This is a genomic window from Clostridium sp. B9, assembly GCF_050509515.1.
Classification (GTDB): domain Bacteria; phylum Bacillota; class Clostridia; order Clostridiales; family Clostridiaceae; genus Sarcina.
Map to the genome: position 1 here is coordinate 3244210 of NZ_JBNWKA010000003.1, position 24827 is coordinate 3269036.

Consider the following 24827-nt stretch of genomic DNA (forward strand, 5'->3'; position numbering starts at 1 on the left):
TCCACTAATAAACTGAAAGTTTCTTTTCTAAAATCTTTTGTAGATAGTTAAAGAAGCCTATGATTATCCAGTACATTATAGCTACTACAACGTAACTTTCAAAGAATTTGTAACTTGTTGCTGCTTCCATTTGAGCCTTAGCTAAAAGTTCTACAACCCCTAAAGTAAATGCCAAAGATGAACCTTTTACAGTATCTACAAATATATTTCCTAAAGGAGGTACAGCAATTCTAAATGCTTGTGGTAATACTATTCTCTTTAATGCTTGCCCTCTAGTCATTCCTAATGAAAGACATGCTTCCATTTGTCCTTTGTCTATAGCATCTATTGAACTTCTTAAAATCTCTGCTATGTAAGCTGATGCATTAAGGCCTAATCCTATTAATGCCGCTGTATATGCACTCATATTTTGAAGTGCTGGTATAACTTGAGGTATACCAAAGTATAGTAAAAATAACTGTACTAGAAGTGGTGTTCCTCTAAAGAATGATATATAAACCTCTGCTAATTGCTTTAACACTGGCATTTTATAGACTCTTATCATAGCAAGAGCTATACCTACTATTAATCCAAGTATCATACCAAATACTGATAAAGAAATTGTTACTTTTACAGCACTTAATAAAGTTGGTACTAAATCAAATGAATACATAAAATCAAAACTTAAACTTCCACTATTATTATTAGTGATAGCCTGATTATCATTTTCTTGATTATTAGGAACAGTTACGTTCATCCCAAGCCATTTCTCTGAAATAGACTTAAGTGTTCCATCTTGCTTCATTGCTTCTAAAGCTTTATTAGCATCCTCTGATAATACTTTACCTTCCTCATTTTTAACAAAAGGATATGCATTTTCTATTTTATCTATTGGTTCTCCTGCTAACTGTAAATTTAAATCTTTTTCTTTAATAGCAGTAATAGCTGATACTCTATCTATTACAACAGCATCTATTCTTCCTAATAAAAGTTCATTAAATGCTGCATCTGTATTCTGATAAGTTAATACTTTTATTTCATTATTTTTGTCTTTATCTTTTACTATTTTCTCATAGTTACTACCAAGGTCAACTCCAACTTTTTTCCCCTTTAAATCATCAAATGATTTAATTGAATCATTGCCCTTTTTAACTATTATCTGTGCTCCACTATAAACATTTGGAATAGAAAAATAATATTTTTCTTTTCTCTCTGGAGTTATAGTGATTTGGTTAGCTATTGTGTCCACCTTTCCACTCTCTAGCATTCCAAAAAGTCCGCTGAAAGAAGCAGTTTTAAACTCAACATTATACCCCAGTCTCTTTCCTATTTCATTCCATACATCAACTTCAAACCCTTTAAGTTCCCCACCTTCTAGAAAAGTAAACGGGTAATATGTTCCTGAAGTTGCCACTGTTATTGTTTCTTTATTATTGCTCTTTTTTTGAATATTATTACTAGTATTGCTACAGCCAACTAAAACCGTCATTAAAATACTTATTGCTAGAAATAATAACATCAATTTCTTCTTCATTAGCTTACTTACCTCTTTCCATTTTTAGTATAGTCTCAATTATATTAATTCCCATGGGAATTGTCAACTTTAAAATTAATCTACTCTAATTATATTTAGCCTTTATATAGAAATTATGTATTTTTAATATTAAAATGAATGTAATAAATTATTTTTAATAAGGATGGATTTTTATGAAGAAAAATTTGATTTTTTATTTCTCAACCTCAGGCAACTCACTATATACCTCAAAGGAAATTGCACGCCATTTAAAAGATGCTGAAATAATATCAATAGTAGATGCTTACTACTCTAATGAGTTTTCATACGAGTCAGAAACCATAGGTTTTGTTTATCCTATTTACGCTGGTGGGTTACCCCCAATGGTACATGATTTCATTCAAAAGTTATCCTTAAATAAAGATGCCTATCTATATGCTACAGAGTGTACTGGTGGTGGAAAAGGTATAACTTTTGGAATGATTAACAAACTACTTTCAGAAAAAGGCTTATCTTTACATAATGGCGAAAAATTTATGATGAACTCAAATTATATAAGAATGGGACGAAACCCTAAGGTAGGTGATAAAGCGAAAAAAGTTATTGATTCAAATAAATTTAAAATTGAAAATTTCACTTTATCAGTAATAAATAGAGAAACTAAAGAGTTAAAAGAAAGTTTCGTTGGGATAAATACTGCTCTATATAATATGTGGAAAAACAAATTCAAAAATAAAGATAAAAACTTCAATACAAATGATCTTTGCACTGGATGTGGACTATGTTCTAAAGTATGTCCTAATAAAAATATAGAAATAATAAATGAAAAACCTCATTGGAAAGGAAACTGTTGTGACTGTATGGGATGTATAAATAATTGTCCTCATAAATTCATAAACATAGGAAATAAAACTAAAAGGAAAAACAGATATAGAAATCCTTATATCTCAACTTCTGAACTTCTTAGAAAATAAAAATTAGGTTGTATCAAAATTTTTAAATGTATTTTGATACAACCTTTATTTTACTTTAATATTTTTATTGACTCAGATATATTTTTTAATTTTGTTATTGATTTTTTAAGTTCATTATATATAAACTCATCTTCTATGGATGCATACATAAAGGTTAATTTATCTTTTAAGTTTATTAATTCCATATATTCTTCAAATTCATATTCTTTAACTATTTCTTTTTCACAAAGTATCTTAAACGTCTGTTCCATATTTTCTGGTAAATCCCATCCATTTGAAACAACTACATAATTTGATAAATCAACCATTGCTTCTATTGATGTTCTTAATAAATACTTTGTGCTATCTATATTTTTAAAATCTTTTAAAAACTCATCTTCTGACAATCTATTTAGTATTTCTAACTTTTTGATACTTTCACTTATGAATTTCAAATCTTTGTTCACTCTTTCTTTATTTACTGCCATATTTATTCACCTACTCATTTGTATTCTTTAAATATATTATATATCATAATTCTAAATTTTATTTGTTTTGGATATATAATATAATTATATATTTTATTTTGGAGTGATTTACTTTAAAAGTATATATTAAAAGCAAAAAGGAGCAAATTGCTAAACAAACAATTTGCTCCTTTTCTCTTAAATAAATGTACCTAATAATTTAAACAAACTCTATTTAATTAAACTACCTAATACATTTATCTTTGATTATTCTCCTTAGATTCATCTTATATAGCTTGAAATAAGGAGACCTAATCAACGAATTGACTTTAAATTTTAGTAGTTATACTTAGATTTAAGTATCAATTCAATCTAAAATCTAAGTTACGCCACTTCCGTAATAAAATTAATTATTACCTTGCCATACACTAAGATTTTTAATGTAACTTTTGGTAGACATCTTAATAATTTAACTTAATTTATTAATTAATATATTTTTCAATCTAACTAATAAAGTGCTTAAATTACTAAGTTAAACAAGAATTACTTAAAGCATAGCTTACTATAATCACTTTGTTTAATTTCATCTCCTCCACGTTACACTATTATATTGTCCTTTTTCAAAAGTTATATTCATGTAATTATTGGCTAAATTCTAAAATTCTAAAATTTTAAAATTAGCTATATTTTTATCACCAATCTTTTTCTCTGCTATGATTAAGTGTTTACCACCCTTACTCCAAAGAATTTGTGGTTCACCTCTTTTATATGATTCTTCACCAATTTCCATTAACTTCATATTTTCTCTTCCGTACTCATAAACCTTTTTGGCTCCATTTATATTACCATCTTTTAGTTTTACAATGCTTACTTCTCCTTTTCCATCATATAATTTTCTAATGAATATACTATCTTTACTTGGAGATAAAATTTCATCAAGCCACATTTCTTCTGAATAATCATACTGAAATAAATCTAAAAAAACTTTATTCCTTAAATTTATAGTTCTTAATTTTTTACCTTCATTATCTGAAACTATAGCTAAAACCAATTCATTATTAATACTTTTCCAATCATTATATATGTCGCCTTGGTTTTGTATTTTTCTCTCTTCATTTATTTTTTTATTTTCTAAGTCTATACTATATATCTTGCTTGAATATTGACTTCCCCATTCTTCATTTCCTGTTACATATAAAATATTATCTACTGCTCCTATTATAGAACCGCTCAAATGTTGATTTTTTGATATTTCTACGCTATCCCAGACTTCTGTTTCAAAGTCATACCATCTTATTTCACTATATCTACTATCATCTTCTGATAAAAAGTCCACTTTCCCTGGATTTCTATTTATGAAAAATATCAGTTTATTATCATAAATATCACTATTAGAGTATTCTCCATAGCTTTTTTTAGCCATTCCATCTTTATTAAAATTATCTATATTAACTATATATTCTTCTCCAGATAAAACATCTAAAAAACAACCCTTACGCTCTTCTTTTTCTTCAAATATATACCCATTAATAATGTCTTCTTCATTAAATTCTTTTATATAAGCATTATCTTTTTCATCATTTAAATCATCACATTTAATTTTTTTAGCAACTCCACCTTCAAATACAATTTCATATTTTTCACTTATTTCATAATTTCCATCTCTCTTCTGTAAAAATAGTCCATTATCACTTGAAACTATATATCCCTCAAACTCTTCATCTTCTACTAAAAAATTATATTCATTTTTAATTTTAAACTCTTCTTTTAAAGCCTTGTCATCAACATTACTTTCAATAATAGTAAGTGTATTTGCTTCATTACATCCTACAAAATTTCCTATAATACCTATTGATAATGCTATACTTATAAAAGACTTTTTTCCTCCCCAAGCTCCCATTTCTAAAACTCCTTAAAAATTTATTGATTTAATTCTAATATTTTTAAATTTTTAAATTTATTTTCCCCTTTAATTTTTTCACCAATAATCAAGTAATTTCCATCATCACTCCAAATAATTTGAGGTGAAATGGTACTATCATATTCATCTTTGTTATTTTTATCATACTCATAAACTTTTCCTTCTGAAGCAACTTCATTATTTCCTAAACCAATAACTCTTATATCAATATTTTCTCCATTTTCTATTCCATAAAAAAATTTATCTTTTGAAGGAGTTATAGCATCATATATCTGCCAGTTTGTATTCTCAATTACCCCATTACATAAATATATAGGTACTTTATTTATTAAATCAAACATTCTTATCTCCTGTCCATCATCAGTTCCTACACAAACAAGAATTTTTTCTTTACTTAATGGTACAAAAGAATAATATGCCTCTCCTTCTCCTTGAAAATCTATTTCTTGATTTAAAACTCTACTCTTTAAATCAAGGGAATATATCTTATTAGAAAATTGAGCAATCCTACTATCTTCTCCTTCAATAAATAAAGTATTATCAACTTTACCTATTATGTGTGTGGTTAAAAACATTCCTTTTGGTATCTCTAAACTATTCCATTCCTCCTTTTCTAAGTCATACCATCTTATTTCAGAATACCTTCCATAATCTGATTCTCCATTTTCATCACTAGGCGCATTACTTGATTTAAAGTTAATAAAATAATCTTCAAGTAAAAAACTATTATTAAAATTATCTTTAATAATTTCATCTACAAAATCTACTTTTCTAAACTTTTCAGAATCTACTACTATTTCTTTTCCAATCTCATCATCGTAAATTCTCATTTTACCACCATCAAGTATTTCGTGCTTATACATACCAACTACAAAATATAAGTCATTAAATTCCGTCTTTAAAGGAAAGTTATCAATTTCTTTCTTTTTAATTTCACTATCTTGAAATATAAGTTCTTCTATTTTTATAATAGTTCCATATTCATCTTTAGTTTCTAAATATAATTTACCACTATTTAAATTTAATCCTTCATATTTGCCTTCTCTCTCTCCTAAATCAAAGTTATATTCATTTATAACTTTAATTTTTTCATTTTCAGCATCATCTACTGCATTATCAGAAAGTATAACAACCTTTCCATTCCTTTCTTCATTTCCCTTATCACATGAAACCAGTCCACTAGCAAATGTAACTGTACTTACTATAGCTAATATCAAGCTTAAAATTTTTCTTTTTTTCATAACCAAAACTCCTTATTAATTTATTTTCCCCTTATCTTTACTATATTTTATCCTGGAGTCTTTTCTAAAAAATTAAATCTTATTGCCAAATTATTGCTAAAAAAATTTATTTATGAATTTAATTTCACTAAACTTATAGGATAACCCTTACTTTGACTTTTCCATCCTTATATTCAAAAGTTATACTTCCATGATATTTTTCTATTAAGCTTTGGCATATATAAAGTCCTAAACCATTTCCCCCTAAATATCTAGATTTTTTTACATTTTCTCTATAAAATGGTTCAAATATTTTTTTCAGTCCCTCTTCACTTATTTCCTCACTATAATTTTCAATATTTATAATTAAATTTTCTCCTTCTTTAAAACATTGAAGTAAGACCTCTTTATTGTCTAAAGAATACTTTATTGCATTATCTAAAATATTTATTATAATTCTTCTTATTTCTTCATCTATACAATTAAAGTAAACCCCATCTATACTTCTATTTATAGTAACTCCATGACTTTTAGCCTTTATGCTAAGATCATCAGCTATTTCATCAATAATACTTTTAATATTGAAATTCTCTCTTTTCTTTTCATCAATACTACTTTTATTCTTGGAAACCTCAATTAAACTTACTATGAGTTCATGCATTCTTTTACTTTCCTTATCTATTCTATCTAAGGCAAAACTTCTAAAATCCTCATCATTAAAATCCTCTTCACTCATTATTTGAGCGTATCCTGAAATATTAGTTAATGGCGTTTTTAACTCATGTGTAACATTATTAAAAAATTCAGTCCTTGTTTTCTCTAAGGTTAATACCTTTTCTTTTTCTGTATTTATTTTTTCTATTTGCTCTTCTATCTTATCTGCCATCTTATTAACACCTTCAGATAGCTCTCCTATTTCATCTTTTGAATAAACTTTTAGGTTTATATTGTAATCACCTTTACCTATGCTCTCGAAAGATTTCTTTATATAACTCAAAGGCCTAATTATTCTTTCAGCTAAAAAATAAGAAAATAATAACATTATTAAAAATGTTATAGAAACTATTATTCTTATGCTATTCATAAGTACCATAAGTTCAAAATGCTCCTCTGAATAGTCTTTACTAATAAGCATATTTCCTAAAAAATTCTCATCTACATAAATAGGAAAAGATAAATAGCCTGTTACTCTATTCTCACTTCTCCATATACTTAAAGCTGATTTATTTTCTTTAGCTGCCTCTAAAACATCTCTAATTACATCATCCTCAAAATCAAATAGATAATCATCTAAATAGTAGCTATATTCCTTATATAAATTTTCATCAAAAATATCAATCTGACAATTATTTTGTTCACTTATACTGTTCGATATATTAGGAATATATCTTGTAAAGTTTTTTTCATTTCCTTCAAGATTATTTAACTGAAAATATAATCTAACTATGCTATAGCTATTTTTATATAATGAATTCATTTCTTCTTTTATCTTATTCTCATGATATTTTACAAAAGAAGTATTCAAAAAGTAATTTAAGACTATAAAAGCTCCAATAAATATTCCAAGAAAACCACCTGCAAATTTATGCTTAACCTTCATCATTTTCTCCCTTAAACATATATCCAAGACCAAATATAGTTTCTATTAACCCATCATTTTGAAGCTTTTGTCTTAACCTTCTTACATGAACATCAACCGTTCTAAAATCTCCTACATACTCATCTCCCCACACTCCATCAAGTATTTGATCTCTTGAAAGGGCAATATTAACATTTTCTATAAAATAAAAAAGCAACTCTATTTCTTTTGGCTTAAATTTAATTTCTTTTCCTGCTAAATAAACCTTTCTTGATTGCTTTCTAACCTCTATATTTCCATAATGAATTATTTCTTTTTTATCTTCTGTTTTATTTTCCACAAGTAATTTTTTCTTTCTTCTTAAAGCCACCTTTGCTCTAGCAATACATTCTCTTATATCAAATGGCTTTGTCATATAATCCTCTGCACCAAGTTCTAATCCTAAAACCTTGTCCACGATATCATCCCTAGCAGTAAGCATTATTATATTTGCATCTAATTTAGTAATCTCTCTACAAACATCAAAACCACTAATATCAGGCAACATTAAATCTAAGAAAACTAAATCTGGCTTAAAACTTTTAAATACATCTATACCATCATTTCCATTACCAACACATCTAACTTTATATCCTTCTTTCATAAGAGAATATCTAAGTATATTTTGTATATCTGGTTCATCTTCAATTATCAATATTTTATCTTTCATAAACTCTCTCCTAAAAATTAAAACTCACTTTAATTTTACTATATTAGGAAGTTTCAATTGTTATCAACTCTTTACCAAAGTAAAAAAACTTCTACCAAATTTGATAGAAGTTTTTTTATTCTACATATTAAATTCTAATACTCTATAATTCTGTGGTGTTCCATTTAAAGCTATGTTTTCACTTATAATTAATTTCTTACCACTCTTATCCCAATTTATATGAAGTTCATCACCTTTTTTATATTCAAAAACTTTCCCCTCTGCTTTTACTTTATCATCTTCTCCAACTACCATTACATAAACTGAAATAATTCCATCATTTTCAGTAGTATAAAAAAATCTATCTTTTAAAGGGGAGAAATTATCAGTAAGCATGTACGTAGATGTATCTGCACTTAAATCTTTATTGAGTAATTCACTAAAAATTCTATTTTTAAAATCCAATACTCTAACTACAGTCTTAGGATTGGGAACATTTGTAAATATCATTCTGTTTTTATCTAAATAATCAAAATCTAAGTAGGCTGTTCCCTTAATATCTAGATTTTTTTCAATTTTTAACTCTGCTGTTTTTAGATTTAAACACTGTATTTTTTCATTTGTATTTTCAATTAAGTTATCATCATCAACCTCTTTATTATCTTCATATAATAAAGTATAAACTTTATTATCATAGTAACCTATAACTATATGAGTAATATAATCATCCTTTTTACATTCATATTTATTCCACTCTTCAGTTTCTAAGTTGTACCACTTTATCTCCTTATACTCTCCAACATGTTTGTCACTTTCTTTGTAATCAGGATTAGGTACATAAATTATTATATAATTATCTATAATATATGAATTTATCCCGCTAGCTAATATAGACTTAACAGTTTCATCTTCTCCAAATTTATCTTTATTTACCTCTATTGTTTCTCCATTATAAACATTTTTAATAACTTCTTTTCCATTTCCAATATCATCAATTACATACTGATATTGTAGAAATTCTCTCCTACTAGCATCAAACATTGATGGTACATGAAATATAGAATCCTCTCCTAGTGTTTTAACATCACTTTCCTTAACAACTTTTAAAGTTTCTTTTCCCCCATTAGCCTCTTCTAAAGAAATAACTTTCCATCCATCACTAGCTCCACATCCAGTAAGCATACTAACCATTAGTACAATAGCTAATAAAATTAAACCTTTAAATTTATCCCGCTAGCTAATATAGACTTAACAGTTTCATCTTCTCCAAATTTATCTTTATTTACCTCTATTGTTTCTCCATTATAAACATTTTTAATAACTTCTTTTCCATTTCCAATATCATCAATTACATACTGATATTGTAGAAATTCTCTCCTACTAGCATCAAACATTGATGGTACATGAAATATAGAATCCTCTCCTAGTGTTTTAACATCACTTTCCTTAACAACTTTTAAAGTTTCTTTTCCCCCATTAGCCTCTTCTAAAGAAATAACTTTCCATCCATCACTAGCTCCACATCCAGTAAGCATACTAACCATTAGTACAATAGCTAATAAAATTAAACCTTTAAATTTACTTTTTTTCTTCATATGTAACTCCTTAACAACTAATTTTCAATAAAAGCTTATAAACTTTTATAACTATATCTTATCTTATTTTCTCATTTTATTCCATATATTCATTATTTTATTAATAGTTACAATTATAAAAAGAAAAGCTATGAGCTAAATAAAATTTAACTCACAGCTTCCCTTTTGTGACTAAACCGCTGTCACATTCGAGACTTAATAATAATTATAATTGATTATTAAGTAGGTTAAGTTTTGCCTATGCAAAATGTAACTTTTGAAAGCCCTCGTGACTTTCTTACTGTTACAATACTATCTTGCCCAAACCTAATAATACTATTCATAAATTTACTACCTTTTTATTTGATATATAAATTTAACTCTGTTTTAATTATTATTGATATATAACACCTTCAGCATTAGCTAATATGTCATCAATTTGATAGTCATTAATATTTAATTCTATTCTTCTGCCTCTTAATTTAGATATCAATTCATTCTTCTCATCTTCAAAGATTGAAGATTTTTGTATGCTGGCAATAACCTCTTCTAAGTTATATAAAATACATAAACCTTCATCAACACCTACAACTCTAGATATTGTTTCAGCTACTTTTTCATCAGTCATATCTAAATCTGAAAAATCAACTTTATTAGAGTACACTTCTAATTTTTCTTGATAATATCTATTTACATATGCCTGAGCCATTTCACTTTCCTCAAATCCTACTGCTCTTCCATCAGGCATAACTAGTAAATAATTATTTTCTGGTGCTTCATATGGATTCATATCACATTCCTCCTAAGCTTGTTTATTTTACTTTAGTTTCCCCTCACTCAAAAGCCTTATACTTAATAACTTTTGGAATATAGATTTCCATTTCACTTCTCTATAATCCTATATTTTAAACCAGTACTGATTTATAGATATATCTAGAAATCAACACTATATAAAATTTAATCTTAAAATATATAGTTATCACTATCTATACTCATTAATTCAGCATCTGTATTTTCTTCTATAAAATCTATTAGATGCTCCTGTGTTGAATCAATTTGTTTTTGATCTCCACATACTGCTGAAATTCCTATAACTATAGTTTGATGAATGTCTTGCTCATCTACTTCTGCAACTGAAATATTGAATTTATTTTTTAATTTTTGAACTATACTTCTCACAACCATTCTTTTTTCTTTTAAAGAATGCACCCAAGAAGCTCTTAAAGTCACTTTTAAGTTTAAAACTCTCATTTTATCACCTTTTTATATTCTCATTAGAATATTATTTATTTCCTCACTTACAGTAAGTCTTTCATTTTCTATCCATTCTAAATCGAAGTTTAAATTAAATCTTTTACTAAATGAATAGTACATATTAACCATTTGATAATATGTTTCTAAATCATATAGAGTCCCTGAATAACATTGTGGTTTAAAAAGTTCCTCTTGGTCATTAATAAATAACTGATCAACAAAGTTTAAAAACTGATTCATTAAATCATCTTTGGAAATATCAAAAGGTATCTTTAAAAGTTCCCATTGAGTTTCTTCAAATAATTTATACGCTTTTAATCTTTCTAAAATTATTAAATATTCACTTATGTCCATCTTTCTATAATAAGGAACCTCGCTTTTCTTAGTTTTCCATAAAGCTAATTTTTCATTTAAAGGAAGACTATCAATTTCTAATATTGCATCTGATGGTCCTAAAACTGCCCTACTTATGCTAACATCCTCTTCTTCTAATCTTTCCTCAATGAAGTTTACATTATCTCTATATGATGCAACATAGCCTGTATTATATATTCCTTTTCTTCCTGCTCTACCTGCAATCTGTTTCACTTCTTGAGATGTTAATTCCCTCATCTGTTCTCCATCGAACTTACTTATAGATAAGAATATTATTCTTTTAATAGGAAGGTTTACTCCCATACCAATTGCATCTGTTGTTATTAGAATCTTATTCTTACCTGTAATAAATTCCTCATACTGCTTCTTTCTAACCTCTGGTGGTAAATCACCATAAATTATTGAACACTTAATTCCCATCTGTGAATACTGCTCTGCCATTTGAAGAACTTTCTTTTTAGAAAATAAAACTAAGGCATCGCCTTCTTCAACATCCTTTGGATGGAAGCTTTTATCTTGAACAATTAGTGGAATATCCCTATGATATTCAATTATTTCATAATCATCTTCACAATCTTCTATTATCTCTTTCAGTATATTTCTAGCATTAAATGCTCCACATATATGTATTTCATTACAATATAATCCTAATAAGGCTCTAGTCCAAGCATATCCCCTCTGAGAATCATCAATCATCTGAATTTCATCTATTACTGCTACATCATATCTTTCATGTATATTAGCTTTTTCTATAGTACATGAAACATGAGTTGCATCTTCAAATATTATTTCTTCTTCTCCAGTTAGAAGATTACATTTAACACCTTCATTATTAAGTCTTTCAAAGTTCTCTAAAGCTAGAATTCTAAGTGGTGATAAATATACCCCTTTTCTAACCTCTTTAAGTCTTTGCATAGCTGTATAAGTTTTTCCTGTGTTTGTCTCTCCTAAATGAAGATAAAACTTTCTTTTAAGTCTTCTTGTATGATGATACTCATCCTTTGGATTAGCAGGAAACTTCTCATCAAACTCTTTAGATATTAGCTCTGGTATATGATGTTTTACAAGAAGAGTCATTATTCCAGAGTTTAAAAATACATTATAGTTATTTCTTAGAACATCATAAAAATCAAATGTTGTATCATTTTTCTTATTATAATTTTCTAATATCCTCTTTCCTACTTCTTCTAGTAATTCTTCATATCTATTATAAAGAGCTTCATATCCTTTTAAGCCCTGATTTTCCATTTCTTTTAGCTGTAATATTTTTTTTCTTAAGGTTGATTCATGTTCAAATAAAGCCCCTGCTTTTGAATGTTTTACTATATTCTCAATCTGACTTATTTGACCTGATAGTTTTTTATACTCCCTTTGAGCTGCATTTTTTTTCATTAAAATTCCTCCAAGTTAAAACTCCTAATAATTTAACCTCTTCCTTAATTGTAATCTTTTTCTATTAATATCTCAAACCTTGAATTTTCTATATATTTATTTTTCTCAAAAGACGCTTTAATATTAATAAATTAGTCTATAATTTTAATATGCTATAATCTTTATATGAATAATAAAAACTTAATCTAAGGAGAATACATAATGTTTATAATTACTTATAAAACACCAAGAGAACTTGTAGATGAAAAGATAGAACTACTACAAATAAATGATATTTTTAATGCTTACTACGAATCACCATTAGAAATAACAACTGATATGTTTGGTTATGGATATGTTGAAAAAGAAGGCGTTATAGTTGATTTAAAGGTTGCTTTTGATGGTACTTTAGAGGATTTAGAAATCTTTAAAAATGAAGTTTCTGCTTTATTAAAAGATGAACCAACTTCAGTTGATGAAATTAAAAATGAATTTGAAGAGTTCTATATAGATCCGATTCATTTAAATGATGAGTGGGTTTTATGTGCACCAACTGAAAGTTTTGAAGATAAAAAAGAAATTTTCTTTACTCCTCAAGGTGCTTTTGGAACTGGCTTGCATGAAACTACTCAAGACATATTAAAATTCATAGTTGAAGAGGACTTTGAAAATAAATCTCTACTTGATCTAGGTACTGGCTCTGGAATACTTTCTGTGGCTGCTGCTGTAAAAGGAGCTTCTAAGGTAATTGCTGTTGATATAAGAGATGTTGAAGATGAGGTTCTTCTAAATGCTTCTTTAAATGAACTAGAAAACATAAAAGTATTTGTTGGTAATGTGCTTGATGATACATATAAATTAAATGAGAAATTTGATTGGATTTTCATAAATATAGGTGGAGAAGAAACTGAAATGTTTATGGATTTTATTGATGAACATATAAATAATGATGGTAAGCTTTTAGTATCTGGCCTTGTTGAATGGAGCTTTGACTGGGTTCGTGAAAAAGTTGAAGCTAAAGGATTTAAGTTAGATAATAAGTTCCAAACTAATGAGTGGTGTACTGCTATCTTTACTAAATAATACATAAATAAAAGAGATTATATCAAAATAAATTTTTAATACATTTTATTTGATATAATCTCTTTTTGCATTTTAAATTTCTCATAGTTAAAAAACATATATTATTTTTCAACTATTATCTATTTTTTTGTTTGCTATGTTTTAAACCAAAGGTCTAATCATTACTAAAACTTTATTTTCTCTATCTTCTAATTCAATTCTTTCTTCAAGTTTAAAGAAACCAACAGTTTTATAGAAGTTTATTAAATCATCATGATTTCCATCAGCTAGTACCTTAACTCTTAAAAGCTTGTATCCTTTTTCTTTATAAAAAGCTGCAATATTGTTTATAAGAATTTGTTCATATCCCTTTTCTTCATATCCTTCAAGCATTTTTATAAAATAAATATCTGCTGATTCTTCTGTAAGAGGCTTCATTGAAAGAAATCCAATTTCCTTTCCTTCCTCTATATATGTGTAAAAAGGTATTTTTTCTATTCTTTCTATTATTTTTTCTAATATGTTTTTGTTGTGAATTTCATCTTTAAAATCACTCATTAAGTTATAAGCAAGATCTTTTTTTAATTCTATATTCTCTACACTTTTTATCATAGGTAACCCCTCCTAATTATAAATTCAAACCTATCTAAATCAAATATTTTAATATCTAATAAATAAGATTTTAATAATACCTTCTGAATTAACTTTATTATATATTACATCAGATTTTCCATTTGCAAAAATCAATTTTTTTACATTTATGTTATAAAAATATGAATTTTATTTTAAAACATTGTTAATTGTTTGAATTTGTATGAAGGACATGTGTATTTTTAAAATTTTAATTATTTTTATAACCTTTTTTTCACATAATGATTTTTTTATCATTTTGAATTTTTTACCTTAAAATATTATGATTTATATTGAAAACGTAGACAAATTTACAAATAATTGGGGGTATTTATTATGGAATCTGGGTTAATTAATTTAATAACCAGTAAAGATCAAAATTGGAACAAGAGATGGAAATATAACTGTGCTATGTTTATACTCTGTTATATTTTTATGGGTGCTGTAACTGGAATAACAAATAATGTATTTTTATCTTATTTAAATATAACTGTTCCTGATGTAGTAAAAGCATTACCATCATATATGTCAATAGGAACATTTATACTTGCTCTATTGTTACTACTAACTCATAAAATTGGATTTAAAAAATTAATTTTAACAGCTCCAATAATGTCAGCTTTAGGCCTTGTTGTCTGTATTTACTATAAACAAAATACTATAATTGCACTTGCTTATATTGTACTTAATATAGGTATTGCAATGTTTGATTGTATATATCCTGTAATGTTTACAGCATATACACCTAGAGAAGAAAGAACAAAAATGTTTTCAAGAGTTATGTATTGTAATTTAATTTCCCAAGCTATCTTAACTTTCTTTTCTGGTAAAATAGTTGTTTGGAAACTTTCTAATCTTTTAGGAATTTCTTATGAAAATGCTGCTATTTTATCTGAAAACCAAGCTACATTAAATCCAGTGCAATTAACAGCTTATGCAAATTCTTATAAATTTGTTCTTTGGATTGCAATTATTCTTATAGTTATTTCCTCTTTATTCTTATTATTCTTAAAGGAACAAGTTGAAGACTATAGAGAAACTGAAGAAGAATTAAAAGCTAAAAAATCTACTAAGAAGTTAGATTTAAAGCCGCTATTAAATAAATATGTTATCCTATGGATAGTAATAATGGGATTAATTAGATTTGGTGCAATGCTAATAACACCATTCTTCCCAGTTTACTTAAATGACATCTTACATATAAGTATAGATACAACTACAAAAATCCTTACATTACAAACACTTGCTATGGTAATAGGTTTCTTCTGCACACCATATTTAGAAAAGAAATTTGGTTCAATTGTATCAATTTCATTAATGACAATTTTATGTTTACCACTAATGTTCCTAATGTCTAAAGGAGCTATTTTTGGTAGTAATGTTGCTTTAGTTATTGGGGTAGTTTTATTCTTAAGATCAGGCTTTGCAAACGCAACTGCACCACTACAAAGTTCACTACCATTAACTTTTGTACCTAAAAACCTTGTCGCAACATATAATTCTCTTATTTTAGTTGTTAACTCATTAATAGGTATTCTTGCTGGAATTTTTACAAGAAACTTCTTATTTAAAACTAATGCTGGTTACGGAAAAGCTTATTATATTGCAGGTACATTATATTTTATAGCAAGTATATTGCTTCTCATAGTGTTTACTAAAAAATATAATAGAGCTAATCATGAACCAGATGTTATGGAAGTTCAAGCTGAAACAGCAGTTGCCTCTGTTGATGATAGCATAGAAGAAAATATAAAATAAACTTTTAATATTTAAAACTCTGATTAGTTTACTTTTGAATAGACTAATTAGAGTTTTTATTGACTAGAATCTTAAAATATAAACCCAATGAGAATATTTATAGAAAAATATTTAATACCTTAATAAAAAATACCACCAAATTTACTTGGTGGTATTTTTATTGTTTAATGAAAACCACTCGCTATGCGAGTGTGTTCAGATGAGTTTTAGCGATGTAATAAAAAACCTCCTTTTGTTAAAATGAAAATAGGTTCGCAGCCAATTTTCGTAACAAAGGGAGGTTTTTAAATGGATACAAACAGTTTAGCACATACAAAATGGAATTGTAAATATCATATAGTATTTGCACCAAAATACAGAAGGAAAGAAATATATGGAGAGAAAAAACAAGAGATAGGTAAGATATTAAGACAGCTTTGTGAATGGAAAGGAGTTAAGATAGTCGAAGCGCACGCTTGCGTAGACCATATACATATGCTTGTTGAAATACCACCAAAAATGAGTGTTTCAAGTTTCGTTGGATTTTTAAAAGGTAAGAGTAGTCTTATGATTTTTGAGAAGTTTTCAAATTTAAAATATAAATATGGAAATAGACATTTCTGGTGCAGAGGATTTTACGTTGATACTGTCGGAAAAAATAAGAAGGCAATTGAAGAATATATAAGAAATCAAGAACAAGAAGATATGATAGCTGATCAAATTAGTATAAAAGAATATATGGACCCTTTTAAGGGTAGCAAGTAAAGAAGTATGCGGCTGGCGGACCAATTTAAGCGTCTTAAGACGCAACGCAAGTAGCATGCCCTTATAGGGCTGAGGAAATACCACCAGCTAAGCTGGTGGATTTTTATTATTTAAATTATCTTTTATTTAATTTAACAATAGTCTCTACATGTGGAGTGTTAGGGAACATATCCATAAGTAGAGTCTTTTCTATTTCATATCCCTTAGCTTCTAGAACTTTTAAGTCAGTTACTAAAGTTTTAGGGTTACATGAAACATATATTATTTGTGGAGCATCAAACTTTATAACGTAGTCTAAAGCTTTTGGATGAACTCCACTTCTTGGTGGGTCTAAGATTATTATATCTGGTTTATCCTTGATAGTTGTTATAACCTTAGCTACATCACCTGCTATGAAGTTACAGTTGTTTAATCCATTTAATTTAGCATTCTCATTTGCCGCAACTACTGCTTCTTCTATAAGTTCTATTCCTATAACTTTAGAAGCTTTTCCTGCTGCTATTTGGCCAATAGTTCCTGTTCCACAATAAAGGTCAAATACAACCTTGTTATCAGCAGAATTTCCCATAAAATCTCTTACTATGCTGTATAATTTCTCAGCTCCTAATGAGTTTGTTTGGAAGAATGAGAATGGTGATATTTTAAAGTTTAATCCTAAAAGGTTCTCTGTTATGAAATCATCTCCATAAAGAATATTCACTTTATCTGGTATAACAGCCTCTGATAAAGTATCACTTTCTGTATGTATTATTGATTTTAACTTTCCTTTTAAATCTAACCCTTTTATAAGCTCAGTAAACTCTGTTAAATCAAAGTCTATTTGAGTAGTTGTAACTAAGTTTACAAGAATCTCTTCTGTCTTAACACTCTTTCTCACAACTAAATATCTTAAATAACCTGTTCTAGGCATTATTCTATAGAAAGGTAATTCTTTTTCTCTGAAATATTTAACTGTAGTATCTAATATGTTTCTGAAATCTTCATCAACTAATACACACTCATCTACATTTACTATTCCAAAAGATTTTCCTTTCATATGCATTCCAAGAGTAAGTGGACCACCCTTTTCTTCATCACCAAAAGTGTATTCCATCTTATTTCTGTACTCCCATTGAACTGGGCTAGTTTCTATTCCTAAGAAATCACCAGTTGTAACTTCAGCATCTTCAAATAATTTCTTAACTTGCTCAACCTTTAAGTCTAACTGCTTTTCATAAGGAATTGTTTGTGAAGAACATCCACCACATACTCCAAAGTGAGGACATTTCTTATCTTCTTCATAGTTAGCTCTTTCTCTAACCTCAGAAACTCTAAGCTCTGCATATTCTTTTCTTTTTTTAGTTACTCTTCCAAAAACTCTTTGTCCTGGATAAGTACCTTTTGCGTAGACTTTTAATCCATCTACAAAACCGAATCCTTTAGCAGGGAACTCTATTCCCTCTATTAATAATTCTATTTCACTACCTTTTCTCATTAGTTATCTCCCTTACTAACAAAATTATAATTTATTTTCTAAATACTCTTTCGCCTAATGTTAGTTTAAATTTCTTACCCTCCATTATAGCTCTGTAAAGTATGTTCATAACAACAAATATTACAAAATAAAAAGGTATTCTTCCCTCAGGTGATATTTTAAAACCGAAAGGTCTCATTAATAAATCAACTAAGAAAAATCCTCCTAAAGATAATAATAACACTATTGCTTGATCAATAACCCCTTCAAGTATTCTTTTGAAAAAAGATACTTCTTTACCTTTTGTTTTACTTGTATTTTCTTTAACTGCTTCTTTTTTATCCATAAATTCATCATTATCAATAGCCATAGTATTTGTATCTAAAGCTACTGTTTCTAGTAAAGCTGCTTCTCTCTCGTATAAGTCTGTTTTTGGTTCTTCATTTGTTATTGTTGTTTCATCACTTTTTAAAGCATCTTCTTGCTTTTTAGTGAACTTATTATCGTCCATAATATCCTCCTAAAAGCATTAAATATTATTCTGAAATACATTAATTAAATATACTATATTTATTCTATTATGTAAATCAAATCTATTTAAATTATAGTGTATTATTATGGCAAAACTATTACATTTTAATTATTAAAAATAAAAGAGAAGATTATAAAATTTATAAACTTCTCTTTTAGCATATTAAATTCAAAGTATTTCTTAAAGTACCTTTCTTAATTCTTTTACTTTATAATCCTTTACTACTCTTTCCTTAGATTCAGTTATAACTACTACGTTAACAATTCCCTCTTTACAATTTAAAACTTTTCCTTTAACCTTGCTTCCTATTACATTTACTGATGTACTCTTTTTTATAGGTTTAATATTTTCTGAACCACAAAATTCACACTTCTCATTCTCTAAAAATAATCTTCTACACTCTAAACAATAATCTAAATTTTGCATAAAAAATCCTCCCAACAAAGTTAATTAGAATTTCACTTCTACTAAATTTGTATGAGAGGACTCTCAAAATAATACTACTTAATAATCATTTATTTTGCTTTTTTAATTTAAAACTCTCTCGTTATCTACTCTTTTGGTTACCTCTATTTGATCTAGATATTCTAGGATAGCAACTAAGTATTTTCTTGAAACTCCTAGTAATTCTTTGGCTCCACCTAAGTTTATTGAGTTATTTTTCCTTAGGTATTCTATAACACTATCTTTTACTGAATTTATTACATCTTTATACATAACAACATCTTCAGGAAGTTTTACTAAAGTTCCTTCTTCGATTAAAAGATTATAGATTTTCATATACTCTTTTTCTAACTTTTTGTCATCTATAATATCTTTTATTCTAGGTGAAGTAATTCCTGCTTCTAAGTAAGCTTTTACTATCTTATCTCTTATTCCTCTTTGTGCTTTAGTTAATTGTATCTCAAAACCTTTTAAAGCTACTATATTAGCACCTTCTTTTATGATTTCTTTTTCTTTCATGAGTTCTAAGAATTTTAAAAATATTTTTTGTTTTAATTTATTTGAAAAAGCTTTACTTCTTAATTCTTCTTTATTCATTCCAACTTTAAGAGGATTCTCTTCATGATATTTTTTTAAAATATCATAAACCTCTTCACTCTTCTTCATAAAGAACTTATTATGTATAAATACCTTTGAATTTCCATTATCTATTCCTATTATTTTTTTACCTTCACAAAGCTTTTCTAATATCTCACTTATATTTTCAACATTTCTTCCTAGACCTTTTATAATCTCTTGTGAATTAGGGAAGTTTTCACTTAATGAAAAAACTACATTTTCTATAACTTCTTCTATAGTTCCTTTTTCCATAAGCTTTAATTCATTTAAATACTCTTCTCTAAATCTTTTAGCCTTTTTAGCTACTGGATTTATAACCTTTCCTCCGCCTATAGTTGTCATAGGTGAGTAATTTCTTATAACAAGTCTATCTCCTTTTTGAGCACAAATTTCATCTTCTAATCTAATCTGAACATATGCTTCTTCACCGGGTTCAACTTCTTCTTTATCTAGAATAACTATTCTTCCAAATATTTCTGATGTTCCTTGATAAACTCTTACCCTTTGCCTGTTAACTAAATTCTTTTCATTAGATTTTAGATACTTAAACTTACAGTCAACCATATAAGAAGGCTCTATGGTATTTGGTGTACAAACTACAGCCCCTCTAGAAACCTCATCCTTGGTCACTCCAACTAAGTTTAATGCACACCTTTGACCAGCTTCTCCAAATTCAGCATTCTCATCATGTATTTGAATATTTCTAACCCTAGCTTCTAGTCCTTTTGGATTAACTTGAACTAAATCTCCAAGTTTAACACTTCCACTCAATATAGTTCCTGTGGCAACTGTTCCAAATCCACTTACTGAGAAACTTCTATCTACAGCTAATCTAAAGTGTCCCTCTTTATCCTTTTGTTCTATTTCTTCCACTGACTTATCAATTTCAGCTACGAGTTCATCTATTCCCTCTTTAGTCTTAGATGATACTTCTATCATAGTTGCATCATTAAAGCTAGTTGATTTCAAGTAAGATTTTATCTCATCCTTCATCATATCAGCCCACTCTTCATCAACTAAATCCCTCTTAGTTAGAGCAACTATACATTTTTTAACCTTTAAAAGTTCTAATATCTCTAAATGTTCCTTTGTTTGAGGCATTATTCCTTCATCTAGGGCAATAATTAGAAGAACTACATCTAATGATGTAGCTCCTGCTAACATGTTTTTGATGAACTTTTCATGCCCCGGAACATCTATTATTCCTGCTCTTTTTCCTGATGGTAAATCAAAGAAAGTAAAACCTAAGTTTATAGATATTCCTCTCTTTTTCTCTTCATCTAACTTATCAGTTTCTCTTCCTGTTAAAGCTTTTATAAGAGTTGTTTTACCATGATCTATATGTCCTGACGTTCCTATAATCACATGTTTCATCTTATTTTTCTCCTATTTCCTTTAAAGCATTGAATATAACTTCATAGTCTTTCTCTAAAATAGTTCTAAAATCTATATATACTGCTCCATTATAAACTCTTGTTATTATTGGAGTTTCATTTAATCTTAAATACTTTTCTAGACTTACTTCATTTATATTCTCCGAGCTTATTTTCACTAAATAAGTTTCTAACTTGCTATCAGGCATTGATCCTCCACCAACAGTAGAAAACCCTTTTTCAATAGAAAAATCATAAAAATCATTTAAAGATTCAGTTATTTCTATAAATCTTTCCGCTCTATTTTTTATTTCTTCTGAAGATAAAGTCATCATATGAAGTGTTGGTATTTTTTCAATAGCCTCTTTTTCATTTAAATAATGCTTTAGAGTAATTTCTAAAGCTGCTAAAGTGAACTTATCAACTCTTAAAGCTCTAGTTAATTGATTTCTTTTTATTTTATCTATGAATTTCTTTTTACCTACAATGATTCCAGCTTGTGCTCCGCCTAGCATCTTGTCACCAGAGAAGGTCACAACATCAACTCCAGCCTCTAAGCTTTCAATAACTGTAGGTTCTTTCTCCAATCCATATTTGCTTAAATCAATTAAAACTCCACTTCCAATGTCCTCAATTACAGGTACATTTCTTTCTTTTCCTAAATTGCAAAGTTCTTTAGCACTAATTTCTTTAGTAAAACCTACTATTTTAAAGTTTGAACAATGAACCTTCAAAAGTGCTCCTGTTTCCTCAGTTATAGCATCCTCATAATCAAAAAGATGTGTTCTATTAGTAGTTCCAACCTCAACAAGCTTTGCTCTTGAAAACTTCATTACATCTGGAATTCTAAAAGAACCTCCAATTTCCACAAGCTGTCCTCTAGAAACAACCACCTCTTTATTTTCACAAAGAGAATTTAATGTAAGCATTATGGCAGCTGCATTATTGTTTACAACTAAAGCAGCCTCAGCTCCTGTAATCTCTTTTATTATTTCTTCTATTAAGGAATATCTAGAACCTCTAGATCCCTTTTCTAAATCATACTCTAAGTTGCTATAGCTTGAAGCTACTGAAGAAACCGCTTCAGTAGCCTCTTCACTTAACAAAGATCTTCCTAGATTAGTATGAATAACAACACCTGTTCCATTAATAACCCTTTTTAAATTTTTCTCTCTTTTCTTCAATAATCTTTTTTCACATTCACTTTTAGCATCTTCTTTAGTTAAAGCATAATCTGCTTCTCCCTTTAGAATCGCTTTTCTGTTTTCATCAATTATATCCCTTAAAGTAGAAACAACTACTTCTCTCCCAGTGTTATTTAAAAAATCTTCATTAAAAAGACCAAGTATCTCATCTATCTTAGGCAATGCTCTAAGAAGTTTCTTTGTCATATTTTCCTCCTAAAATTTACTCTACTACAATATATGCATCATGGAAGTCTTCAACACGACCTACAATAGCACTTTCTACATCTAACTTTTCTAATCTAGTTAAAATATCAATGTAGTCTTTTTCTTTGCAGCTAATTAGTAGTCCACCTGAAGTCTGAGGATCAAATAATATATCTTCCATCCATCCTTCAACATTATTTAGCTTATACTTTCCTTGTAGATATCTCTTATTTTCATAGCATCCTGCTGGCACTAGTCCCATATTAGCATATTCTTTTGCTTCCTCTATAAACGGTATAGCATCTTTAAATATTCTAAATGTCTTATTAGAAGGTTCAGCCATTTCGTATGCATGACCTATAAGTGAAAATCCTGTTATATCCGTACATGATGTTATATCATAGTCAGTTATTATCTCACCTGCATATTTATTTAAATATGCCATTACTTTTACGGCTTTTTCATAAGCTTCTTTTGAAGCCATTCCTGCCTTTATAGCAGTATTTATTATCCCTGTTCCAACTGGCTTAGTTAAAATTAAGATATCATCTGTTTCAGCTCCATAGTTTTTAAGAACTTTATCTGGATGAACTATTCCTGTAACCGATAAACCATACTTTGGTTCATCATCCTGTACTGAATGCCCTCCAACTATTACTGCTCCAGCTTCTAAAACTTTATCTGCTCCCCCTTTTAATATCTCACCTAAGATATCCATACTTAAGCAATTTGGGAATCCAACAATATTTAAAGCTACTATAGGCTTTCCTCCCATAGCATAAACATCACTTAGTGAGTTTGCTGCTGCTATCTGACCAAACATATATGGGTCATCTACTATTGGAGTAAAGAAATCTAAAGTTTGAATTGTAGCAATGTCATCACTTAATTTATATACAGCTGCATCATCAGATGTATCTATTCCAACAATTAAGTTTTCATCATTCATTTTTGGTAATTTACTTAATATCTCTGAAAGAGCCCCCGGCCCTATTTTAGCTGCTCAGCCAGAAGTCTTTGATAGTTCTGTTAATCTTTTTTCTATCATAAAACTCCACCTCTTTTCTTGATTAATAATATTCATTATATCATATTACTTTACAGAAATTTTATCTTTTATTTTCTCAAAAGTTTTTTCTCCAATACCACTTACATTTGTAATCTCCTCAATGCTTTTGAAAGCACCTTTTTCTTCTCTATAGTCAACAATCCCTTGGGCCTTGCTTTCTCCAATTCCATATAAGGTCATTAATAATTCCTTCGATGCAGAATTTATATTAACAGTATTACTTTCTTCACCAACTGATTTATCTACTGATTCTTTTACTGGAGAATTACTTGCCTCAATACTTTCATTATTTAATGAGACAGCGTTATCCTCTTCACCAGCATCCTCTTTATCATTTATATTCCTAACAACTATGCATTGCCCGTCACTTAAGTATAAAGCTCTATTTATATTGCTTAAATCAGCTTCTTCTGTTGGTTCCTCCAGCCATATCTATCACCTCAAAAATCCTACTTCCTTCTTCCAAAACATATATATTAGGATTTTTAACTTCTCCCTTTACCTCAACTACTATATTTCCTTTACTTTCATTATCTAATTCATTATTAGACCTATTTTCCTCTATAGCTTCATCTTCTCCACTAAAATAGCCACTTGAACTAGCTTCATTTGAAACTTTATTATTATTTTCTGACTTCTTATAAGAATTATTTTCTTCATTTTCATCCTCATCTTTTTCTTCAACATCTAAGAATAATCTTTCCATCTCTTCCTTTGATAGCTCTTCACTTTTAGGTTTAGAATAGCCAATAAATAAAAATACTATTGCTAAAACAGCTATTACTAAACTTCCAATAATCTTCTCTTTTCTCTTCATTTCCCCTCCATTTATAAACTCGATGTAAATTTATTTAATAAT

Annotated in this window: 24 protein-coding genes; 4 read left to right on the top strand and 20 right to left on the bottom strand. The window is 28.1% G+C overall.

Translation table 11 applies throughout. The features are described 5' to 3' along the window. Nucleotides 1-4: 4 nt before the first annotated feature. Nucleotides 5-1513, bottom strand: coding sequence for an ABC transporter permease subunit (locus tag ACQZHJ_RS14360; protein WP_430486239.1), 1509 nt, complete (start codon nucleotides 1511-1513; stop codon nucleotides 5-7). Nucleotides 1514-1686: 173 nt separating this feature from the next. Here ACQZHJ_RS14360 and ACQZHJ_RS14365 point away from each other — a divergent pair, with 173 nt between their 5' ends. Further along, a complete protein-coding gene (locus tag ACQZHJ_RS14365) occupies nucleotides 1687-2466 on the top strand; it encodes an EFR1 family ferrodoxin (protein ID WP_430486240.1) in 780 nt (259 codons plus the stop codon). A gap of 50 nt (nucleotides 2467-2516) precedes the next feature. Here the strand turns inward: ACQZHJ_RS14365 and hepT are convergent, their stop codons facing one another. The 10 genes from hepT to ACQZHJ_RS14415 form a co-directional block, all read right to left on the bottom strand. Further along, on the bottom strand, nucleotides 2517-2933 hold the full coding sequence (gene hepT / locus ACQZHJ_RS14370) for a type VII toxin-antitoxin system HepT family RNase toxin (protein ID WP_430486241.1): 417 nt from the start codon (nucleotides 2931-2933) through the stop codon (nucleotides 2517-2519). A 634-nt stretch (nucleotides 2934-3567) separates the two neighbouring features. Next, complete coding sequence (locus ACQZHJ_RS14375) at nucleotides 3568-4812, bottom strand: hypothetical protein (RefSeq protein ID WP_430486242.1); 1245 nt, start codon at nucleotides 4810-4812, stop codon at nucleotides 3568-3570. 20 nt (nucleotides 4813-4832) lie between these two features. Next, nucleotides 4833-6074 (bottom strand): hypothetical protein, encoded by a 1242-nt coding sequence (locus ACQZHJ_RS14380; RefSeq protein WP_430486243.1) that lies wholly within the window; start codon nucleotides 6072-6074, stop codon nucleotides 4833-4835. A 133-nt stretch (nucleotides 6075-6207) separates the two neighbouring features. Next, nucleotides 6208-7653, bottom strand: a complete 1446-nt coding sequence (locus tag ACQZHJ_RS14385; protein ID WP_430486244.1) for a sensor histidine kinase — start codon at nucleotides 7651-7653, stop codon at nucleotides 6208-6210. After that, a complete protein-coding gene (locus tag ACQZHJ_RS14390; RefSeq protein ID WP_430486245.1) occupies nucleotides 7643-8341 on the bottom strand; it encodes a response regulator transcription factor in 699 nt (232 codons plus the stop codon). Before ACQZHJ_RS14390 ends, ACQZHJ_RS14385 begins: the two co-directional genes overlap by 11 nt. Nucleotides 8342-8461: 120 nt before the next feature. After that, nucleotides 8462-9511 (bottom strand): hypothetical protein, encoded by a 1050-nt coding sequence (locus ACQZHJ_RS14395; RefSeq protein ID WP_430486246.1) that lies wholly within the window; start codon nucleotides 9509-9511, stop codon nucleotides 8462-8464. Between the two features lie 20 nt (nucleotides 9512-9531). Beyond that, nucleotides 9532-9915 (bottom strand): hypothetical protein, encoded by a 384-nt coding sequence (locus tag ACQZHJ_RS14400; protein WP_430486247.1) that lies wholly within the window; start codon nucleotides 9913-9915, stop codon nucleotides 9532-9534. Nucleotides 9916-10288: 373 nt separating this feature from the next. Then, nucleotides 10289-10684 (bottom strand): hypothetical protein, encoded by a 396-nt coding sequence (locus tag ACQZHJ_RS14405; RefSeq protein WP_430486248.1) that lies wholly within the window; start codon nucleotides 10682-10684, stop codon nucleotides 10289-10291. Nucleotides 10685-10857: 173 nt separating this feature from the next. Beyond that, entirely contained in the window at nucleotides 10858-11145 is a 288-nt protein-coding gene (locus tag ACQZHJ_RS14410; RefSeq protein ID WP_430486249.1) for a DUF503 domain-containing protein, read from the bottom strand. 12 nt (nucleotides 11146-11157) lie between these two features. Beyond that, nucleotides 11158-12915 carry an SUV3 family DEAD/DEAH box RNA helicase gene (locus tag ACQZHJ_RS14415; protein ID WP_430486250.1) on the bottom strand — a complete coding sequence of 586 codons (1758 nt, stop codon included), beginning with the start codon at nucleotides 12913-12915 and terminating at the stop codon, nucleotides 11158-11160. Between the two features lie 201 nt (nucleotides 12916-13116). On the opposite strand from ACQZHJ_RS14415, the gene ACQZHJ_RS14420 reads away from it, so the two are divergent. Next, nucleotides 13117-13977: a 50S ribosomal protein L11 methyltransferase gene (locus ACQZHJ_RS14420; RefSeq protein WP_430486251.1), complete on the top strand. Its 861-nt coding sequence runs from the start codon at nucleotides 13117-13119 to the stop codon at nucleotides 13975-13977. 141 nt (nucleotides 13978-14118) lie between these two features. Here ACQZHJ_RS14420 and ACQZHJ_RS14425 read toward each other — a convergent pair whose 3' ends face one another. Further along, on the bottom strand, nucleotides 14119-14568 hold the full coding sequence (locus ACQZHJ_RS14425; protein ID WP_430486252.1) for a GNAT family N-acetyltransferase: 450 nt from the start codon (nucleotides 14566-14568) through the stop codon (nucleotides 14119-14121). A gap of 354 nt (nucleotides 14569-14922) precedes the next feature. On the opposite strand from ACQZHJ_RS14425, the gene ACQZHJ_RS14430 reads away from it, so the two are divergent. Next, nucleotides 14923-16344, top strand: coding sequence for an MFS transporter (locus tag ACQZHJ_RS14430; protein WP_430486253.1), 1422 nt, complete (start codon nucleotides 14923-14925; stop codon nucleotides 16342-16344). Between the two features lie 288 nt (nucleotides 16345-16632). Next, entirely contained in the window at nucleotides 16633-17088 is a 456-nt protein-coding gene (gene tnpA, locus ACQZHJ_RS14435; protein ID WP_124044959.1) for an IS200/IS605 family transposase, read from the top strand. Between the two features lie 115 nt (nucleotides 17089-17203). Here tnpA and rlmD read toward each other — a convergent pair whose 3' ends face one another. The 8 genes from rlmD to ACQZHJ_RS14475 all read right to left on the bottom strand — a co-directional run bounded on the left by rlmD (nucleotide 17204) and on the right by ACQZHJ_RS14475 (nucleotide 24785). After that, nucleotides 17204-18562 (bottom strand): 23S rRNA (uracil(1939)-C(5))-methyltransferase RlmD, encoded by a 1359-nt coding sequence (rlmD, locus tag ACQZHJ_RS14440; protein WP_430486254.1) that lies wholly within the window; start codon nucleotides 18560-18562, stop codon nucleotides 17204-17206. 31 nt (nucleotides 18563-18593) lie between these two features. After that, the gene (locus ACQZHJ_RS14445; RefSeq protein WP_430486255.1) at nucleotides 18594-19052 is read right to left on the bottom strand and encodes a hypothetical protein; all 459 of its coding nucleotides are present in this window, start codon (nucleotides 19050-19052) and stop codon (nucleotides 18594-18596) included. A 201-nt stretch (nucleotides 19053-19253) separates the two neighbouring features. After that, entirely contained in the window at nucleotides 19254-19499 is a 246-nt protein-coding gene (locus ACQZHJ_RS14450; RefSeq protein WP_430486256.1) for a hypothetical protein, read from the bottom strand. A gap of 102 nt (nucleotides 19500-19601) precedes the next feature. Then, the gene (selB, locus tag ACQZHJ_RS14455; protein ID WP_430486257.1) at nucleotides 19602-21509 is read right to left on the bottom strand and encodes a selenocysteine-specific translation elongation factor; all 1908 of its coding nucleotides are present in this window, start codon (nucleotides 21507-21509) and stop codon (nucleotides 19602-19604) included. Nucleotide 21510: 1 nt separating this feature from the next. Next, the gene (gene selA, locus ACQZHJ_RS14460) at nucleotides 21511-22899 is read right to left on the bottom strand and encodes an L-seryl-tRNA(Sec) selenium transferase (RefSeq protein WP_430486258.1); all 1389 of its coding nucleotides are present in this window, start codon (nucleotides 22897-22899) and stop codon (nucleotides 21511-21513) included. A 16-nt stretch (nucleotides 22900-22915) separates the two neighbouring features. Beyond that, complete coding sequence (gene selD, locus ACQZHJ_RS14465) at nucleotides 22916-23947, bottom strand: selenide, water dikinase SelD (protein ID WP_430486259.1); 1032 nt, start codon at nucleotides 23945-23947, stop codon at nucleotides 22916-22918. 45 nt (nucleotides 23948-23992) lie between these two features. Then, nucleotides 23993-24148: a ComEA family DNA-binding protein gene (locus ACQZHJ_RS14470; protein ID WP_430486260.1), complete on the bottom strand. Its 156-nt coding sequence runs from the start codon at nucleotides 24146-24148 to the stop codon at nucleotides 23993-23995. 220 nt (nucleotides 24149-24368) lie between these two features. Continuing rightward, nucleotides 24369-24785: an SLBB domain-containing protein gene (locus tag ACQZHJ_RS14475; protein WP_430486261.1), complete on the bottom strand. Its 417-nt coding sequence runs from the start codon at nucleotides 24783-24785 to the stop codon at nucleotides 24369-24371. Nucleotides 24786-24827: the final 42 nt, after the last annotated feature.

Bases quoted from the DNA above. Each gene is read 5' to 3' on its own strand.
- ACQZHJ_RS14360 (WP_430486239.1), bottom strand. From the start codon at position 1,513: ATGAAGAAGAAATTGATGTTATTATTTCTAGCAATAAGTATTTTAATG.
- ACQZHJ_RS14430 (WP_430486253.1), top strand. From the start codon at position 14,923: ATGGAATCTGGGTTAATTAATTTAATAACCAGTAAAGATCAAAATTGG.
- ACQZHJ_RS14400 (WP_430486247.1), bottom strand. From the start codon at position 9,915: ATGAAGAAAAAAAGTAAATTTAAAGGTTTAATTTTATTAGCTATTGTA.
- tnpA (WP_124044959.1), top strand. From the start codon at position 16,633: ATGGATACAAACAGTTTAGCACATACAAAATGGAATTGTAAATATCAT.
- selA (WP_430486258.1), bottom strand. From the start codon at position 22,899: ATGACAAAGAAACTTCTTAGAGCATTGCCTAAGATAGATGAGATACTT.
- ACQZHJ_RS14405 (WP_430486248.1), bottom strand. From the start codon at position 10,684: ATGAATCCATATGAAGCACCAGAAAATAATTATTTACTAGTTATGCCT.
- ACQZHJ_RS14420 (WP_430486251.1), top strand. From the start codon at position 13,117: ATGTTTATAATTACTTATAAAACACCAAGAGAACTTGTAGATGAAAAG.
- ACQZHJ_RS14410 (WP_430486249.1), bottom strand. From the start codon at position 11,145: ATGAGAGTTTTAAACTTAAAAGTGACTTTAAGAGCTTCTTGGGTGCAT.
- ACQZHJ_RS14375 (WP_430486242.1), bottom strand. From the start codon at position 4,812: ATGGGAGCTTGGGGAGGAAAAAAGTCTTTTATAAGTATAGCATTATCA.
- ACQZHJ_RS14390 (WP_430486245.1), bottom strand. From the start codon at position 8,341: ATGAAAGATAAAATATTGATAATTGAAGATGAACCAGATATACAAAAT.
- ACQZHJ_RS14365 (WP_430486240.1), top strand. From the start codon at position 1,687: ATGAAGAAAAATTTGATTTTTTATTTCTCAACCTCAGGCAACTCACTA.
- ACQZHJ_RS14470 (WP_430486260.1), bottom strand. From the start codon at position 24,148: ATGACCTTATATGGAATTGGAGAAAGCAAGGCCCAAGGGATTGTTGAC.
- ACQZHJ_RS14425 (WP_430486252.1), bottom strand. From the start codon at position 14,568: ATGATAAAAAGTGTAGAGAATATAGAATTAAAAAAAGATCTTGCTTAT.
- ACQZHJ_RS14395 (WP_430486246.1), bottom strand. From the start codon at position 9,511: ATGGTTAGTATGCTTACTGGATGTGGAGCTAGTGATGGATGGAAAGTT.
- ACQZHJ_RS14475 (WP_430486261.1), bottom strand. From the start codon at position 24,785: ATGAAGAGAAAAGAGAAGATTATTGGAAGTTTAGTAATAGCTGTTTTA.
- ACQZHJ_RS14445 (WP_430486255.1), bottom strand. From the start codon at position 19,052: ATGGACGATAATAAGTTCACTAAAAAGCAAGAAGATGCTTTAAAAAGT.
- rlmD (WP_430486254.1), bottom strand. From the start codon at position 18,562: ATGAGAAAAGGTAGTGAAATAGAATTATTAATAGAGGGAATAGAGTTC.
- ACQZHJ_RS14450 (WP_430486256.1), bottom strand. From the start codon at position 19,499: ATGCAAAATTTAGATTATTGTTTAGAGTGTAGAAGATTATTTTTAGAG.
- ACQZHJ_RS14415 (WP_430486250.1), bottom strand. From the start codon at position 12,915: ATGAAAAAAAATGCAGCTCAAAGGGAGTATAAAAAACTATCAGGTCAA.
- selB (WP_430486257.1), bottom strand. From the start codon at position 21,509: ATGAAACATGTGATTATAGGAACGTCAGGACATATAGATCATGGTAAA.
- ACQZHJ_RS14380 (WP_430486243.1), bottom strand. From the start codon at position 6,074: ATGAAAAAAAGAAAAATTTTAAGCTTGATATTAGCTATAGTAAGTACA.
- ACQZHJ_RS14385 (WP_430486244.1), bottom strand. From the start codon at position 7,653: ATGAAGGTTAAGCATAAATTTGCAGGTGGTTTTCTTGGAATATTTATT.
- hepT (WP_430486241.1), bottom strand. From the start codon at position 2,933: ATGGCAGTAAATAAAGAAAGAGTGAACAAAGATTTGAAATTCATAAGT.